Here is a 16,422-nt window from a genome sequence, read left to right on the forward strand (position 1 = left end):
CATATTATAAGCAGGTTTGGGCCAGCTTTTTTAATATTGTGAAGAAGAAAAAGCGGACTCTACAAATAAGCTAAACAACAGATCGCCTAGATATAACCATAATTAAATCGTGATTTTATTGAATCTGTTGAGTATGTAAGAAGAAATAAGAGGATAAAAAAGTGGATAATTCAGAAGGACAAAAGCATATTCAGGAAAATAACGGTTTTGCGCGAATTGAGCCATATACTCATCCTGCTGGCGGTTGGGGCGCACTGCTAAGTGTTGCTCGAAACTTGAAGCGACAAGATATTTTAGCAAAAGGTTCAATTACCTTACTCAATATTAACCAGCCTACAGGCTTCGATTGTCCCGGTTGTGCATGGCCAGAAAAGAAAGATGCCCATGCCTTTAACTTTTGTGAAAATGGTGCAAAAGCAGTTGCCTTTGAAGCAACCAGTAAAACTGTTACTCCTGAATATTTTGCAAGCCATACGGTCAGTTGGTTGTCAGAACAAAGTGATTTCTTTCTAGAAGACTTAGGCCGTTTAACCGACCCGGTTCGCTACGATGCTGCAACTGATAAATATGTGTCTATTTCATGGGACGATGCTTTTAAACTTATCGCGCAACATTTACATGCGCTAGACCATCCAGACCAAGCAGCGTTTTATACTTCTGGTCGTGCCAGTAACGAAGCGGCATTTTTATATCAATTGTTTGTGCGGAGCTTTGGTACAAATAACTTTCCAGACTGTTCGAACATGTGCCATGAAACAACAAGTGTTGGCTTGCTCGACTCGATTGGTTTAGGAAAGGGTACCGTTACCCTAGAAGACTTTGATTTGGCTGATGCTATTTTTAGTTTTGGGCATAACCCCGGAACCAACCATCCACGTATGTTAGGTACTTTACGGGAAGTGTCCAAACGTGGTGGCAACATTATTGCGATTAATCCGATTAAAGAGCGCGGCTTAGAGCGTTTCCAAGACCCCCAAGCACCGCTTGAAATGATGACCAACGGCAGTACGCCAATTAGTCGTTATTACTTCCAACCTAAAATTGGTGGTGACTATGCACTTATGTTGGGTATGTTAAAACACTTAAATGAGTGGGATAAAAAAGCACTCGCTTCAGGTAAACCCAGTGTTTTTGACCGAAACTTTATTGCGGTCAATACGGTCGGTTTTGATGAGATGATTGCTGAGATCGAGAGAACTGAGTGGGAAGATATTTATAAACATTCCGGGCTATCACCAGAGCATTTAGAGAAACTCGCCAAACTCTTTTTGGAGTCTGAACGTTCAATTTTCTGTTGGGGAATGGGTATTACTCAACACCGCCACGGAACAGCCAATGTACATATGCTGGCAAATTTATTGTTGTCGCGTGGTCAAATTGGTAGACCGGGTGCAGGGCTCTGTCCAGTTCGTGGGCATAGTAATGTGCAAGGTGACCGCACTATGGGTATTAATGAGCTACCTAGTCCCAAATTACTCGACAATATTGACCGCGTGTTTGGAATTAAATCACCGAGAAAAAATGGTTTTGGTGTGGTTGAAACCATCAAAGCCATGGCTGAAGGCGAGGTCAAAGTCTTTATTGGTTTGGGTGGGAACTTTGCCGTTGCAACCCCAGATACACCGTATACTCAAGAAGCGCTCAGAAAATGTAATTTAACCGTTCATGTTGCCACCAAGTTGAATCGTAGTCATTTGGTGTGTGGTAAAGAGGCACTCATTTTGCCTTGTTTGGGACGTACCGAAATTGATGAGCAGCTTCATGGCCCACAGGCTATTTCAGTCGAAGATTCGATGAGTAATATTCATTTGTCAGCAGGGCGTAATACCCCAATTTCTGAAAATATTTTGTCTGAACCAGATATTGTCGCCCGAATGGCCGAAGCAGTGCTGCCAGACAGCAAGATTAAATGGAAATGGTACATTGAAAGTTATGATCGTATTCGTGACTCAATTGCCGACGTCTTTGATGAGTTCCATGACTTTAATTTACGTGTCTATAAACCAGGTGGTTTTCACCTAGAGCATCCAGCCAATAAGCACATCTGGAATACAAAAAGTGGTAAAGCGCAGTTTATGATTACACCTCTGAGTGAGGTCTATGCTGATAAAGAAAATCAGTACGCTGCCGCATATACCGAGAGTAAAGTTTATACCTTAATGACCACTCGCTCTCATGACCAATACAACACGACCTTATATGGTCTCGATGACCGTTATCGTGGGGTATTCGGTCAGCGCCGTGTGTTGTTTATGAATCAAGCCGATATTGATGAAGCGGGCTTTGAAGCAAATCAATGGGTTGATATTGAAAGTGTTTTCTCCGACGGTGTGAAGCGTATTGTACACAGTTTCCGTATTGTTCCTTACAACATTCCACGTGGCAGTTTAGCTGCGTACTATCCAGAGACTAATCCTTTGGTGGCGTTAAGCAGTCATGATAAATATGCCAAGATTCCGGCTTCGAAAAGTGTTCCTGTGATTTTACATCCCGGCGATGCGCCCGCCCACTTTAACTTGGCAACGGCAGTAGCCCCTGAAGATGCCGATAAGAAAGTAAGTAGCCTTTAATCAAAGGCGATATTAAAAAAATGTCATCAAAACAAATGGCGCTCTCAATAAGCGTCATTTTGAAATAAAGGAAATCATTTTGACACCACATTCTTATGGGGTTGAAACGTTACCAGTGCAGCGGTTTAACAAAAACGACTCTGAAAATGTTTTAGATCATATTGTGCAAGAGTATCCAATTGCCTTGGTGTATAACGGTATTTCACAAGCAGTGATGATGGCAACACCCACCAATGTTGATTTATTTGCCAAAGGTTTTAGTCTTTCCGAAGGAATTTTAACGAGCTTAAAAGAACTATATACGTTTGATATGCATCAAAATGAATTGGGCATTACGGTGGAAATGACCATTTCATCTAGAGCATTTGCTGCATTAAAAGAACACCGCCGCATGATGGTGGGCCGTACAGGCTGTGGTTTATGTGGAATTGAAAGCTTAGAGCAGTTTCAGTTAGATGTTCCAAAAATTACAACGCATGCATCCAAAATATGGCTTGAGCAAATTCCGAGTGCCATTTCCCATTTAAAAGCTCAACAGGAAATTACTGCTTTAACGGGTGGAGCACATGCCGCAGCATGGGTAGTTGAGGGTCAAATTGCCGCTTTATTTGAAGATGTTGGCCGCCATAATGCATTAGACAAATTAATCGGTTATCTAGCTCAAGAAAACTATGACACCAGTTTAGGTTTTGTAGTGATGACCAGTCGGGCTAGTTATGAACTGATAAGAAAATGTGCCCAGCTGAACATTAGTCTACTGGCGTCAATTTCAGCACCTACCAGCATGGCGATTCAGTTAGCCAAACAATCTGGCCTGACTTTGGCAAGTTTTTGTCGAGAAGATAGATTTGTTTTATATACAGAGATTTAAAATATATCGTTCAAGATAATGGGCTTAAAACGAAGCTCATTTGACATTTCTTTGGCTTTTAAGCTAAGGATAGGTTTTATGGATTATTATAAAACTCTAAAGGTTCAGAGTCTGTCCAAATGTCTTGGTTACAATCAATAAAAGAATGGGCAAAAGGTCTAAAGAAACAAATTATTATGCTTTGGTTTGCGTCAAGGCATCCGCAAATGCCGTGGTTACCTAAAATGATTGCTGTGGTGGCTGTGGCTTATGCGTTTAGTCCAATCGATTTAATTCCAGATTTTATTCCTATTTTGGGCTTTATTGATGATGCCATTATTTTACCAATGCTCATTTGGTTAGCTATTCGTTTTACGCCTCAACAAGTCATTTTCGATGCTGAACAACAAGCTGAAGAATGGCTGGATGAACATGAAAAACGACCCAAAAACTATTTGGTTGCCGTACTCATTATTTTAATTTGGCTTACACTCGCGGTCATGGCTTACTTTTATTTTGGCGATGGCTTATAAGTGAACTGAGTCTTGGAACCCTGTACTAATTTAACGCCCTTAACATTGTGCTTTGCTGCAACTCAAAGGATAATAATGTTTTTATAAGCTATGGGTTGCAGACAATGAAAATCGTCGCAGATGAAAATTTGGCGTTTACCGATTACTTTTTTTCTGAGTTTGGCGATATTCAACACAAAGCAGGGCGTACCTTAACCCATGCCGATGTAAAAGATGCTGAAGCTTTATTGGTTCGTTCAGTCACCGCAGTGAACGAAAGTTTAATTCAAAATACTGCTTTAAAATATGTGGGTAGTGCCACAATCGGAACCGATCATTTAGATATTCAAGCCCTAGAAAAACATGATATTACATGGGCCAATGCAGCAGGTTGTAATGCACAGGCAGTTGCTGAATATGTCATCACCGCTTTACTGCATTTAGATGTGAACCTTTTAGAACAACAAGAAAAATTTACGCTAGGCATTGTTGGGCTTGGTAACGTGGGTAAACGTTTGGCGTATATGGCTCAGTTGCTTGGCTGGAACATAATTGGCTTTGACCCGTATGTGAAACTAGACACAATTGAAAATGTAAGCTTTGAAACTCTGTTGCAACAAGCGAATGCAATTTCAATTCATGTGCCGCTTACTAAAAATGGTGAACATGCCACATATCATCTGTTTGACGAACAAGCTTTCGCAGCGCTTCAACCTGACACGATTTTAATTAACAGTGCACGTGGTCCAGTCGTTAAAGAAGCTGCTTTAATCGAGGATATTCAACGTACTCAGCGTAAAGTTGTGCTCGATGTATTTGAGCATGAACCAGTCATATCAGAAAAACTTTTAAATATGTTGGCTTTAGCAACACCGCATATTGCTGGTTATAGCCTTGAAGGAAAAGCCCGTGGTACACAAATGATTTATGAAGCGTTTTGCCAAAAATTTGGATACGACATTAATAAGCGTTTTGAAACTCAGCTACCTGCATGCGAAGACTATTTTTCGGGACATGATTTAAAAGCTGTATTAAAGCAAAAACTATCTCAAATTTATGATATTGCTCAAGATGATGCCAACATCCGTGCTTGTATTAAAGACGGAAAAGTAGAGCAAAAAGCATTTGATTTATTACGTAAAAATTATCCGCTGCGCCGTGAATGGGCAGCACATGGGGGGCCACAGGCATGAGTTTAAGCTATCAACCTACTTGTTCAATTGATGCCTTAAAAGCACGTGCCAAGCTCTATAGCCAAATTCGTCAGTTTTTTGCTGAACGTGATGTCATGGAAGTCGAAACACCAATCGTTTCACAGGCAGGTGTCACCGATGTACATTTAGCTTCGGTTCAGGCTTTGCGCCATATTAATGGCAAATTGCAAACTCAATATTTACAGACTTCACCAGAGTTTGCCATGAAGCGTTTATTGGCGAGCGGTAGTGGGCCGATTTATCAAATCTGTAAGGTGTTCCGAGATGATGAACACGGGCGTAAACACAACAGTGAATTTACCATGCTTGAATGGTACCGTCCGGGTCTGGACTTAAAAGCGTTAATGCATGAAACAGCCGATTTATTGCAAACCTGTTTGCAACATCGTTTTGGTGAAGTTCGTCCGTTTATTTTAAGTTATAAACATGCCTTTCAAGATCGTCTTGATATCAACCCTTTGCAGGCAACTTTGAAACAACTCAAAGATACGGCAAATCGTGTGGGGTTAAACCTTGATTTGGGCGATGATCGCCTAGCTTATATGGATTTGTTATTTTCTCATTTTGTTGAACCAAGTTTAGGTTTTGATGCTCCAGTTTTTTTAACTGACTTTCCACCAGAAATGGCCTCTTTGGCAAAAGTGAAAGTAGATGAAGATGGGGAAGAGGTCGCGGCGCGTTTCGAGGTTTATATTGAAGGCTTAGAACTGGCAAATGCTTACGATGAATTGCTTGATGCAGACGTGTTGCGTTCACGCTTTGAAGCAGATAATGCAGAGCGTGCTAAGCAAGGGCTTCATGTTATGCCTTTAGATGAGCATCTGTTAGCAGCATTGCCTCATATGCCGGAATGTTCAGGTATCGCTTTAGGTATAGACCGTTTACTCATGGTTGCAATGGATCAGGTCAAAATTGAAAAAGTAGTGACCTTTCCAGCAGAAATTGCTTAAAAGCTGACAAATAAAAAAGCCACAATATTGTGACTTTTTTATTTAGGATTTATTTAGCTTAAGCTTGTTGAATACCTGCAACAACCCAGTCTTGCTGAGAGCCAGCAGGTTTAACAAAGTGCCAGATTTCGGTAAACGGTTGTGGCAAGCTGTTTAAGTCTTCGCTTACTGTACCAGTGAAACGTACGCTTACTACGTATTGACCATTTTCAGTTGCACTGTCTACAACCATCGCATTCAAGTTGCTAAATTCAGCAACGTCCTGATCTTGATTGGCCATGATGTCGTTATACATAGAACTATAAAGTTCTGGTGTTAAGTAACGGCGAATTTCTTCAATGTTACTTGCAGTATTCATCGATTGGATATGATTAAAACGTTGACGTGCAATACGTAAGAACGCAGCAGGTTCACTACCATCTGGAAGTTGATTGCCATTGCTCGTTGTTACACCGCCAAAAGGAGCTTGTGTTGCTGCACCGCCAGCCACAGATTGACCAAAGATATTTGTATTATCTCCAGCATTACGTGGAGTTGCTTGTGGAGCAGCAGAACGGCCAAATGGGTTTTGACCGTTACTATTTGGTGCGTAAGGGTTGTTACCCGCTAATTTTTTTTTTGATCCCAATTTACGGAATACAAAGAAAGCGAGAGCTGCGGCAAGCAATACCCAAATCCAGCCTGGGATTCCACCTTTTTTCTCTTCTTGAGCTTGAGCGGCTTGCTGTTCAGTCGATGTTGGTTTGTCATCAGCTAAAGCATTTGCTGCAACAGCACCTACGGCAGCACCAGCCACACCAGCTGCAACCATTGAACCAACGCCTGGACCAGATTTCTGAGGCGCTGTAGTGGTTTGTTGAACTGGAGTCACTTGACGAGGTTGTTGATAAGACTGGCTTGAAGTAGTAGAACGTGCCATACCGTGGCTTTTACCACCACCTGCACGTTTCGCTTCAGCAAGAGGAGAAATTGCTAAAGCAGCCATTAAAATACCGGTAATCAAGCCACGCTGGTGTACTTCCATAGGAAATTCCTGTTTAGTGTTAATTTGTAATAGTATTTATGCAGGTATTTACTCTAAATTTCAACCTTAAAAGTATGTTTTTTTATGTCAATTCATCACTGAGTTGCATTGCTTCGGTCAATGCTTCATGTAAGCGAGCAACCGCAATGACTTGTACGCCTGGAATTGCTTTTTGCGGCGCGTTACCTCTTGGTAAAATGACATATTTGAAACCATGTTTTGCTGCTTCTTTTAAGCGCTCTTGACCATTAGGTACAGGGCGAATTTCGCCTGAAAGTCCAACTTCACCAAAAACTGCAAGCTGTTGAGGCAAAGCTTTGGTACGTAAACTTGAAGCACATGCGAGTAAAACAGCTAAGTCGGAACCCGTTTCGGTAATTTTTAAACCACCCACAATGTTGACGTATACATCTTGCCCTGTGGTTTGTACGCCACCATGACGATGCATTACAGCAAGCAGCATATTTAAACGGTTTTGTTCAAGACCTAATGCAACACGTCGTGGTTGTCCTTGAGCATCATCAACTAAAGCTTGTACTTCAACTAAAAGAGGGCGAGTCCCTTCACGGCTAATCATGACAATTGAACCGGGAATCGCTTCATCATATCGGCTTAAGAAAATAGCAGACGGATTAGCTACTTCTCTTAAACCTTTATCAGTCATGCCAAACACGCCGAGTTCATTGACTGCACCAAAACGGTTTTTAACAGCACGAATCATTCGATAACGAGAGTCTGATTGGCCTTCAAAGTAAAGTACGCAGTCCACCATATGTTCTAAAACACGAGGGCCTGCCAGTGCACCTTCTTTGGTCACGTGACCAACAATGAAGAGCGCCGTGCCACTATTTTTTGCATAGCGGGTTAATAAAGCAGCAGATTCACGAATTTGTGAAACACCACCCGGAGCAGATTGAAGGGTTTCTGTATAGAGGGTTTGAATCGAATCTAGAATAGCGACTACAGGTTTTTCTTGTTCTAAAACTTCACAAATTCGCTCGACACAGGTTTCAGCCATGACTTTTAATTGATCAGTTGGTAAGTCAAGACGCTGTGCACGAAGGGCAACCTGAGACAAAGATTCCTCGCCTGTAATATAAAGTGCAGAGCTTTTCGCGCTTGCCATGTAGGTTGCTGTCTGTAAAAGAATAGTGGATTTACCAATACCGGGGTCACCCCCAATTAGCACAACAGAACCTGTCACCAAGCCCCCACCAAGCACGCGGTCAAATTCGCTAATGCCTGTTGGTAAGCGGGTTTCATGAGAAACTGAAACTTTATTGAGCGTTGTAATGTTGGCAACTTGACCCGCATAGCCCCCAATTTTAGGGCGTGCACGGTGAGCAGTGGTCGGCTCAAGTTTGACTTCAGTCAGAGAATTCCATTCACCACACTCTGAACATTGTCCAGCCCACTTAAGATGATCGGCACCACATTGTTCGCAACGGTAAACAGTTTTGACTTTGCTCATAAAAAATTGAAATTTTGCTTAATATTATATAAATATAGTTCTTAGGAAGTTATTCCTTCTTATTTCCAAAAATTTTCGTAAAAGATAATGAGGAAATTTGAAGGGATTTTCTAAGGAACTGGTAAGGGAAAGACACCAAAAATAACACGATATAGGATTTTTACAAGTCAGATAAAGTTTGTTTTCAGTGGATATAAAAATCTAATCGATCCCCAAGGAAGGTGTTTTTACTGAAGTATGTATCTAGCTGTTTATTATAGATATGGCATAGATATTGCTGAAGTGAAAAACGAACAAAATAATATGAGTATTGTATTTTAAAGATACAAAAGGTTGATATCTATGAGTGCAGCAGAAATTGTTGATTGGGTAAATAGCATAATCTGGAGTAAAGGACTTATTTATCTGTGCTTAGGCGCGGGTTTATTTTTTTCTATTTTGACAAGATTCGTTCAAGTACGTCAAATGAAGGAAATGTTTAGACTGTTAATAAAAGGTACTTCTTCAGAACAGGGGATTTCATCTTTTCAAGCCTTAGCTGTTTCATTATCGGGGCGAGTAGGTGTAGGTAATATTGCGGGTGTGGCGGCAGCAATTGGCTTTGGTGGGCCAGGTGCAGTCTTTTGGATGTGGTTAGTTGCATTTTTAGGAGCAAGCACGGCATATGTAGAATCAACTTTAGGTCAAATCTATAAAGTTGAATATCAAGGCCAATATCGTGGTGGTCCAGCATTTTATTTTGATAGAGGATTGGGACAACGTTGGTTAGGGGTTTTATTTGCAATTTCGGCAATTGTAGCCTGTGGTTTATTTTTACCGGGTATTCAAGCAAATGCGGTAGGTAAAGCATTTACACAAATTACAGGTGAAGGGGCAATTATTTTCGGTGATATTGGGTTATTCAAACTTGTAGCACTTGTGGTGATTGTTAGTTTACTCGCGATCATTATTTTTGGTGGGATTAAACGTATTGCTCGCTTTGCTGAATTCGTTGTTCCTTTTATGGCAGCCGGTTACATTTTAATGGCTGTTGTTATCGTTATTGCTAATATTCATGAATTACCGGGTGTAATCAAATTAATTTTTGAAGATGCTTTTTCTCCGATGGCAGGTCTTGGTGCAGCGATCGGTTGGGGGGTGAAACGTGGTGTTTATTCAAATGAGGCAGGACAAGGAACAGGGCCACATGCAGCGGCAGCAGCAGAAGTTCAACATCCAGCTCAACAAGGTTTTGTACAAGCATTCTCAATTTATGTCGATACTTTATTCGTCTGCTCTGCAACAGCATTCATGATTTTAATTACTGGTATGTATAACGTACAAGGTACATTAGAAGCTGGTCAATTTATCGTGCAACATGTTGGAGCAACTGTAGAAATAGGCTCTCCTGCATTTACACAGATGGCAGTGAGTACAATGTTTGGTAATTTTGGCCAAATCTTTGTGGCGTTGGCTGTGTTCTTCTTCGCTTTTACAACGATTGTTGCGTATTACTATATTGCTGAAACTAACATTACTTATCTAAGCTATATTACAAAATCTCCATCGTTATTATTTGTGACGAAGTGCTTTATTATCCTATCTGTATCTTATGGGGTTTTAAGTGCAACTGGTTATATATGGGGTATTGGTGACATTGGCGTAGGTTTAATGGCATGGATTAATATTGTCGGAATTATTGTGACTTATTTTGTATGGAAGCCAACAATTAAAGCACTAAAAGATTATGAAGAACAGCAAAAAGCTGGGGTAAAAGAGTACACATTTGACCCTGTTAAATTAGGAATTAAAAATGCAACATTCTGGGAAGAAAGATTGAAGAATAAGCAAAAGTAAATTCCAAAAGATAAATTTATTTTCTGACTTTTAATCAAAAAGGCTACCTCATTGGTAGCCTTTTTACATGGGCTTTAGTTAAAGAAGTTCGACAAAAGTTGACTTGAGAATCCGTTGTATTGTAATGGGCTTGTGCGTATTATCGGCCATAATTGTATGTAGCTTGGAATCATCAGCAATACAGACAAAATTGGTTAGCTGAAAAGTTGTCAAAAAATATACATTTAAAAGATACCTGCAAATGGTGCGATATCGTCTTTTTGATTTGAATTTAGCTAACGGATTAAAAAAATTACTGGAGTGTATTTATAAAATGTCGAATCAAAATCTGAGCGAGCCTCATGAACAAGGTGAGCTCCATAGAAGCCTCTCCAATCGGCATTTACAGCTTATCGCGATTGGTGGTGCAATTGGTACCGGATTATTTATGGGATCAGGCAAAACAATTAGCCTTGCTGGTCCGTCGATCTTATTCATTTATTTGATTATTGGTGTGATGGTGTTTTTTGTCATGCGCGCGCTTGGCGAATTACTTCTTTCAAATCTCGCCTATAAATCATTTATTGACTTCACCACAGATTTAATCGGTCCATGGGCGGGTTACTTTGTGGGATGGACATACTGGTTATGTTGGATCACCATTGGTATCGCTGACCTTTCTGCAATTATCTACTACTTACAATTCTTCAATAATGGTCTGCCTTTTTCGCCTGTCGAAGGGGCGATGATCAGTGTTGCCGCGATTGTATTTATTATGGGTTTAAATCTGTTAACAGTTCGCTTATTTGGTGAGTTAGAATTCTGGTTTGCGCTTATTAAGATTCTTGCGATTATTATTTTAATCGCTGTGGGCCTATGGATGATCTTTACAGGCTTTACCTCAAGTACAGGTGAAGTTGCTTCATTTACTCATCTTTGGGCGAATGGTGGTTTCTTCCCAACAGGCGTGCATGGCTTCTTGGCAGGCTTCCAAATCGCAATCTTTGCCTTCGTTGGTGTGGAACTTGTGGGAACAACGGCTGCGGAAACGAAAGATCCAGCACGTAACTTACCAAAAGCAATTAACTCAATTCCAATCCGTATCATTATTTTCTACGTATTGGCATTATTGATTGTAATGTCTGTAACGCCATGGAATAAAATTGATCCAGCGATCAGCCCATTTGTAAACTTGTTTAGTCAAGCAGGGGTGGCAGCAGCAGCGATCTTGATGAACTTGGTTGTATTGTCATCAGTAATGTCGTCAATGAACAGTGGTGTCTTCTCAACAAGCCGTATGTTATTTGGTTTATCTCGTGAAGATCAGGGGCCAAAAGCTTTTGGTAAATTGAACAGACGTGCAGTACCTGCAAATGCATTGTATTTCTCTGCTGCGTGTTTATTGTTAGGTGCGGCATTACAGTATTTTGTACCAAATACAGTTGAAGCATTTACGCTTGCAACGACACTTTCAACGATTCTGTTCATTTGCGTGTGGTTACTGATTATCTGGAGTTATATCCGTTACTACACTACGCGTCCTGAGCTGCATGCCAAATCAACATTTAAATTGCCAGGTGGTCTATTTACATGTTGGATCACGATTATTTTCTTTATTGGCATGATTTATGTGTTGTCTTTAGAACCAGATACGTTTAAAGCACTTAAAGTCAGCCCGATTTGGTTTGTTATCTTGATCATTGGTTATTTCTTCTTCTATAAACCACGTCATAAAAAGTAATTAAATTTATTTGGTTATGATCAAACGCTGGCTGAAAAGCTGGCGTTTTTTATGCATATTGTTTTTCTCTTTAAGTTTACTCTTTAGCCGCCTGCGTGATCACGGTATACTGCATCGAATTGTTTAAATCAGGTGCTCAGATGCGTCGTGTCATTTGCCTCATCAGTTTATTGAGCAGCAGTATTTTGCTTAGCGCTTGTGGTCAGTCAGGAGCATTACAGCTACCTTCTGATCCGAATTATGACAAACGTGCGAAATACTTGCTCTATCGTAATAAAGAACAGAAACAAGTTGTGCAACAGGATGAACAAGCTGAACAGTCAGTTGAAGCATCAGCCCCAACCCAAACAACTTCACCTTAAGCTTTGAAATAAGGACACATTCATGAGTTTCACCCGCATTAATGGAGTATTGCATGCAGAGCAATGTTCTATGGAGCAGCTTGCACAGCAATTTGGCACACCTTTGTATGTTTATTCAAAAGCAGCTTTTGAAAAACATTACTTAGATATGGACCGTGCTTTTGATTTTATCGATCATCAAATCTGTTTTGCGGTGAAATCTAACTCGAATTTAGCTGTTCTGAATGTCTTGGCAAAACTTGGTGCTGGTTTTGATATCGTATCGGGTGGTGAGCTTGCACGTGTTTTGAAAGCGGGTGGTGATGCATCTAAAATTGTTTTTTCTGGCTTGGGTAAAACCGAAGCCGATATCGAAACATCATTAAATGTAGGTATTGCTTGCTTTAATGTAGAGTCTTATGCAGAACTAGACCGTCTTCAAAAAGTTGCAGCTCGTCTAGGCAAAAAAGCGCCGATTTCTTTACGTGTAAATCCTGACGTAGATGCAAAAACACATCCTTATATTTCAACAGGTTTAAAAGAAAATAAATTTGGTATTCCAAGTGATACCGTTTATGAAACTTATCAATATGCTGCATCTTTGCCAAACCTTGAAATCATTGGAATTGACTGCCACATTGGTTCGCAATTGACCGAGACTAAACCGTTTGTTGACGCTTTAGATCGTGTCATGTTGATGATCGAAGAATTGAAAAAACTTGGTATTACTCTTAAACATATTGATATCGGTGGCGGTTTGGGTGTTTGTTATAAAGATGAAACGCCGCCAAGTGTTGAAGAATATGCCAACTCAATGAAACCTGCTTTAGAAAAGTTAGGTCTCAAAGTTTATATGGAACCGGGCCGTAGCATTAGTGCAAATGCAGGTGTACTTTTAACAAAAGTTGATTTGCTCAAACCAACAAGTCACCGTAACTTTGCCATTATTGATGCAGCAATGAATGATTTAATTCGCCCTGCATTATATGAAGCTTGGATGGATATCCAACCTGTAGTGCCAAGTTCAGATACTGAAGAAAAAACTTGGGATCTAGTTGGCGCGATCTGTGAAACAGGTGACTTCATTGGTAAAGATCGCTCATTGGCTTTAAAAGAAAATGACTTGTTAGCTGTTCTTGGCGCCGGCGCTTATGGTTTTGTAATGAGTTCAAATTACAATACACGTGGACGTGCCGCAGAAGTGATGGTGTCAGGTGATAAAGCCCATTTAATTCGTGAGCGTGAAACAGTTGAATCCCTTTGGGAAAAAGAAAGTTTATTGCCTGAGGAGTAAATGAAATGTTGTTAGAATTTACTAAAATGCATGGGCTAGGCAATGACTTTATGGTGGTTGATCTAATCAGCCAACGCGCCTATTTAGATACAGAAACAATTCAACGCTTAGCCGATCGTCATTTCGGTATTGGTTTTGATCAACTTTTAATTGTTGAACCACCTGATTTACCGGAAGCAGATTTTAAATATCGTATTTTTAATGCAGACGGTTCCGAAGTTGAACAATGTGGTAATGGTGTACGCTGCTTTGCTCGCTTTGTACATGAGCGTCATTTAACGACCAAAACAAGTATTACTGTTCAAACCAAAGCAGGAATTGTAAAACCTGAATTGGGACAAAATGGCTGGGTTCGCGTTAATATGGGCTACCCGAAATTCTTGCCGAATGAAATTCCATTCATTGCAGAACAACCAGAAGCTTTGTATACACTTGAGTTAGCTAACGACCAAAACATCAGTATTGATGTGGTCAATATGGGCAATCCTCACGCCGTCACTATTGTTCCAGATGTATTAACTGCAGATGTTGCTGGCATTGGCCCACAAGTTGAATCACATAAACGTTTCCCTGAGCGTGTGAATGCTGGCTTTATGCAAATCATTGACGAAAAACATGTCCGCTTACGCGTATTTGAGCGTGGTGTCGGTGAAACGCTTGCATGTGGTACAGGCGCTTGTGCTGCTGCGGTGAGTGGTATGCGCCGTGGCTTACTTGCGAACTCAGTTGAAGTTGAGCTTGCTGGTGGTAAGTTACAAATAGAATGGCAAGAAGGCGATGTGGTCTGGATGACGGGTCCAACAACTCATGTATATGATGGACGTTTGGATTTACGTTATTTTCAAGGTTAATCGCGTGACCTAAATAGACGCCTCTTTTCATCAGTTGAAGTGATAAAAGAGGCTTTCTTTTATATTTAAAATAATATTTGATGAATTACCTTTTACTCAAAGCTAATTTCAAAGCAAACAACACAAAAATACTGCCAGTAATCCGATCCATATATTTCACAAACTTAGGTTGCTTTAGATAACGTGAAAGCGGCTGCATGGCTAAAATTAATAAAATTGACCATAACATTCCAATCACCACATGAATCATTACCAGTCCCATCACCCAAGTCACAGCGGATGCTTGCGGCGGAATAAATTGGGGAAGAAATGAAATATAAAAAATCCCAACTTTGGGGTTAAGTAAGTTACCCAAAAAACCTTTAATAAACCAATTTTGTGAAATAGAGCGATTTGAATGACTTTCTTGTGTGTCTGCAAGTTGGCTACGTGGTTTTAAAATCATATTTAACCCCAGCCAAGCTAGATAAACTGCTCCCATCCATTTCAATATATTAAAAGCTAAATCAGAAGCCAGAAGCAAAGCACCTAGTCCACAAGCAACCACGATTCCCCATACAATACAGCCAAGACAAATACCCACTGCTGCTTGAAATGCTTTCGATTTACCTTCAAGTGTGGCAGTACGAATAATTAAAGTCGTATCTAAACCAGGGGTAATGGTAAGTAGCGTAATTGCAATTAAGTAAGGAAGAAGTATGGTGGTCATAGCTCGGATTTCCGATAAATACTTAATGTGAATTGTAGTATATAAGTTAAATCATCATTAGGTTGGCGATATCAAATTTTCCTGATTCAATAGTTTTTGATACACTCAAAAAATCAGTAAATAAATGGAGAGCAATTTGGATTTTGCATTACAACTGCTCTCAATGTGGTTAAAAGAAAGAAAAATTCAAAATCAGTCTGAGCATACAATCACGGCTTATGAGCGAGATGTGAAAAGCTTTCTAGAGTTCTGTGAATCAAAAAAAATTGATTTAAAAAATGTTGAAGCTTCAGATTTACGTGAATATCTGGCTCAGCGTGTTGAGCAAGACCAGTTAAGTGCAAGTAGCATGCAGCGTCATCTCACTTCTATTCGCCAGTTTATGAAGTGGGCTGAACAGGGCAAATATCTTGAAATTAATCCTACTGATGATTTTAAGTTAAAACGTCAGCCTAGACCCTTACCGGGTATGATCGACATAGAAACGGTTAATCAGATTTTAGATCAACCTATGCCTGAAAAACCGATTGATCAGCAATTATGGTTAAGAGATAAAGCCATGTTGGAACTACTATATTCAAGTGGTTTACGTCTGGCTGAATTGCAGGGTTTAACAGTTAAAGATGTAGATTTTAATCGGCAACTTGTTCGAATTACAGGTAAGGGAAATAAAACTCGTATTGTACCGTTTGGAAAAAAGGCAAAAGAAAGCCTATTGAATTGGTTGAAAGTTTACAAAATTTGGAAAGGGAATTTTAATCAAAACGATTCTGTCTTTATTTCCTTGCGAGGAGGAGCGCTAACTCCGAGACAAATTGAAAAACGAGTGAAGCTTCAAGCACAAAGAGCAGGTGTAAATGTCGATTTACATCCGCATTTACTCAGGCATTGTTTTGCTAGTCATATGCTATCAAGTAGCGGTGATTTGCGTTCAGTACAAGAAATGTTAGGTCATAGTAATTTATCTACGACACAAATTTATACCCATATTGATTTCGATCATTTGGCGCAAGTTTATGATCAAGCCCATCCGAGGGCACATAAAAACTAAAAATTTAAAAAATAGCTCCAATAAAAATA

At 40.1% G+C, this 16,422-nt stretch carries 14 protein-coding genes; 11 read left to right on the top strand and 3 right to left on the bottom strand.

Annotated elements, in window-relative coordinates; all coding sequences use genetic code 11:
• Positions 1-161: 161 nt before the first annotated feature.
• From HUN22_RS08985 to epmA, 5 genes are all read left to right on the top strand, one after another.
• On the top strand, positions 162-2,570 hold the full coding sequence (locus HUN22_RS08985; RefSeq protein ID WP_174728280.1) for an FdhF/YdeP family oxidoreductase: 2,409 nt from the start codon (positions 162-164) through the stop codon (positions 2,568-2,570).
• 79 nt (positions 2,571-2,649) lie between these two features.
• The gene (gene fdhD, locus HUN22_RS08990) at positions 2,650-3,441 is read left to right on the top strand and encodes a formate dehydrogenase accessory sulfurtransferase FdhD (protein WP_174728283.1); all 792 of its coding nucleotides are present in this window, start codon (positions 2,650-2,652) and stop codon (positions 3,439-3,441) included.
• A 119-nt stretch (positions 3,442-3,560) separates the two neighbouring features.
• Complete coding sequence (locus HUN22_RS08995; RefSeq protein WP_174728286.1) at positions 3,561-3,953, top strand: YkvA family protein; 393 nt, start codon at positions 3,561-3,563, stop codon at positions 3,951-3,953.
• Between the two features lie 104 nt (positions 3,954-4,057).
• The gene (locus HUN22_RS09000; RefSeq protein ID WP_174728289.1) at positions 4,058-5,125 is read left to right on the top strand and encodes a 4-phosphoerythronate dehydrogenase; all 1,068 of its coding nucleotides are present in this window, start codon (positions 4,058-4,060) and stop codon (positions 5,123-5,125) included.
• A complete protein-coding gene (epmA, locus tag HUN22_RS09005) occupies positions 5,122-6,096 on the top strand; it encodes an EF-P lysine aminoacylase EpmA (RefSeq protein WP_002118760.1) in 975 nt (324 codons plus the stop codon). Before HUN22_RS09000 ends, epmA begins: the two co-directional genes overlap by 4 nt.
• Before the next feature lie 58 nt (positions 6,097-6,154).
• Here the strand turns inward: epmA and HUN22_RS09010 are convergent, their stop codons facing one another.
• Positions 6,155-7,120, bottom strand: a complete 966-nt coding sequence (locus HUN22_RS09010) for a Tim44 domain-containing protein (protein ID WP_174728292.1) — start codon at positions 7,118-7,120, stop codon at positions 6,155-6,157.
• 82 nt (positions 7,121-7,202) lie between these two features.
• Positions 7,203-8,591 carry a DNA repair protein RadA gene (radA, locus tag HUN22_RS09015; protein ID WP_086265488.1) on the bottom strand — a complete coding sequence of 463 codons (1,389 nt, stop codon included), beginning with the start codon at positions 8,589-8,591 and terminating at the stop codon, positions 7,203-7,205.
• 342 nt (positions 8,592-8,933) lie between these two features.
• Between radA and HUN22_RS09020 the strand changes: the two genes are divergently transcribed.
• The 5 genes from HUN22_RS09020 to dapF all read left to right on the top strand — a co-directional run bounded on the left by HUN22_RS09020 (position 8,934) and on the right by dapF (position 14,633).
• Positions 8,934-10,427, top strand: a complete 1,494-nt coding sequence (locus HUN22_RS09020) for an alanine/glycine:cation symporter family protein (protein WP_174728295.1) — start codon at positions 8,934-8,936, stop codon at positions 10,425-10,427.
• A 313-nt stretch (positions 10,428-10,740) separates the two neighbouring features.
• Entirely contained in the window at positions 10,741-12,147 is a 1,407-nt protein-coding gene (locus tag HUN22_RS09025) for an amino acid permease (RefSeq protein ID WP_014207418.1), read from the top strand.
• Positions 12,148-12,287: 140 nt separating this feature from the next.
• On the top strand, positions 12,288-12,509 hold the full coding sequence (lptM, locus tag HUN22_RS09030) for an LPS translocon maturation chaperone LptM (protein WP_016140224.1): 222 nt from the start codon (positions 12,288-12,290) through the stop codon (positions 12,507-12,509).
• A 22-nt stretch (positions 12,510-12,531) separates the two neighbouring features.
• A complete protein-coding gene (lysA, locus tag HUN22_RS09035) occupies positions 12,532-13,782 on the top strand; it encodes a diaminopimelate decarboxylase (RefSeq protein ID WP_174728298.1) in 1,251 nt (416 codons plus the stop codon).
• Between the two features lie 5 nt (positions 13,783-13,787).
• Positions 13,788-14,633, top strand: coding sequence for a diaminopimelate epimerase (dapF, locus tag HUN22_RS09040; RefSeq protein ID WP_016140226.1), 846 nt, complete (start codon positions 13,788-13,790; stop codon positions 14,631-14,633).
• Positions 14,634-14,718: 85 nt separating this feature from the next.
• Here the strand turns inward: dapF and HUN22_RS09045 are convergent, their stop codons facing one another.
• Complete coding sequence (locus HUN22_RS09045) at positions 14,719-15,342, bottom strand: LysE family translocator (protein WP_174728301.1); 624 nt, start codon at positions 15,340-15,342, stop codon at positions 14,719-14,721.
• Between the two features lie 163 nt (positions 15,343-15,505).
• Between HUN22_RS09045 and xerC the strand changes: the two genes are divergently transcribed.
• Positions 15,506-16,393 carry a tyrosine recombinase XerC gene (xerC, locus tag HUN22_RS09050; protein WP_174728308.1) on the top strand — a complete coding sequence of 296 codons (888 nt, stop codon included), beginning with the start codon at positions 15,506-15,508 and terminating at the stop codon, positions 16,391-16,393.
• Positions 16,394-16,422 lie beyond the last annotated feature (29 nt).

Origin of the sequence: Acinetobacter lactucae (genome assembly GCF_013344765.1) — a bacterium.
Taxonomy (GTDB): Bacteria; Pseudomonadota; Gammaproteobacteria; order Pseudomonadales; family Moraxellaceae; genus Acinetobacter; species Acinetobacter lactucae_A.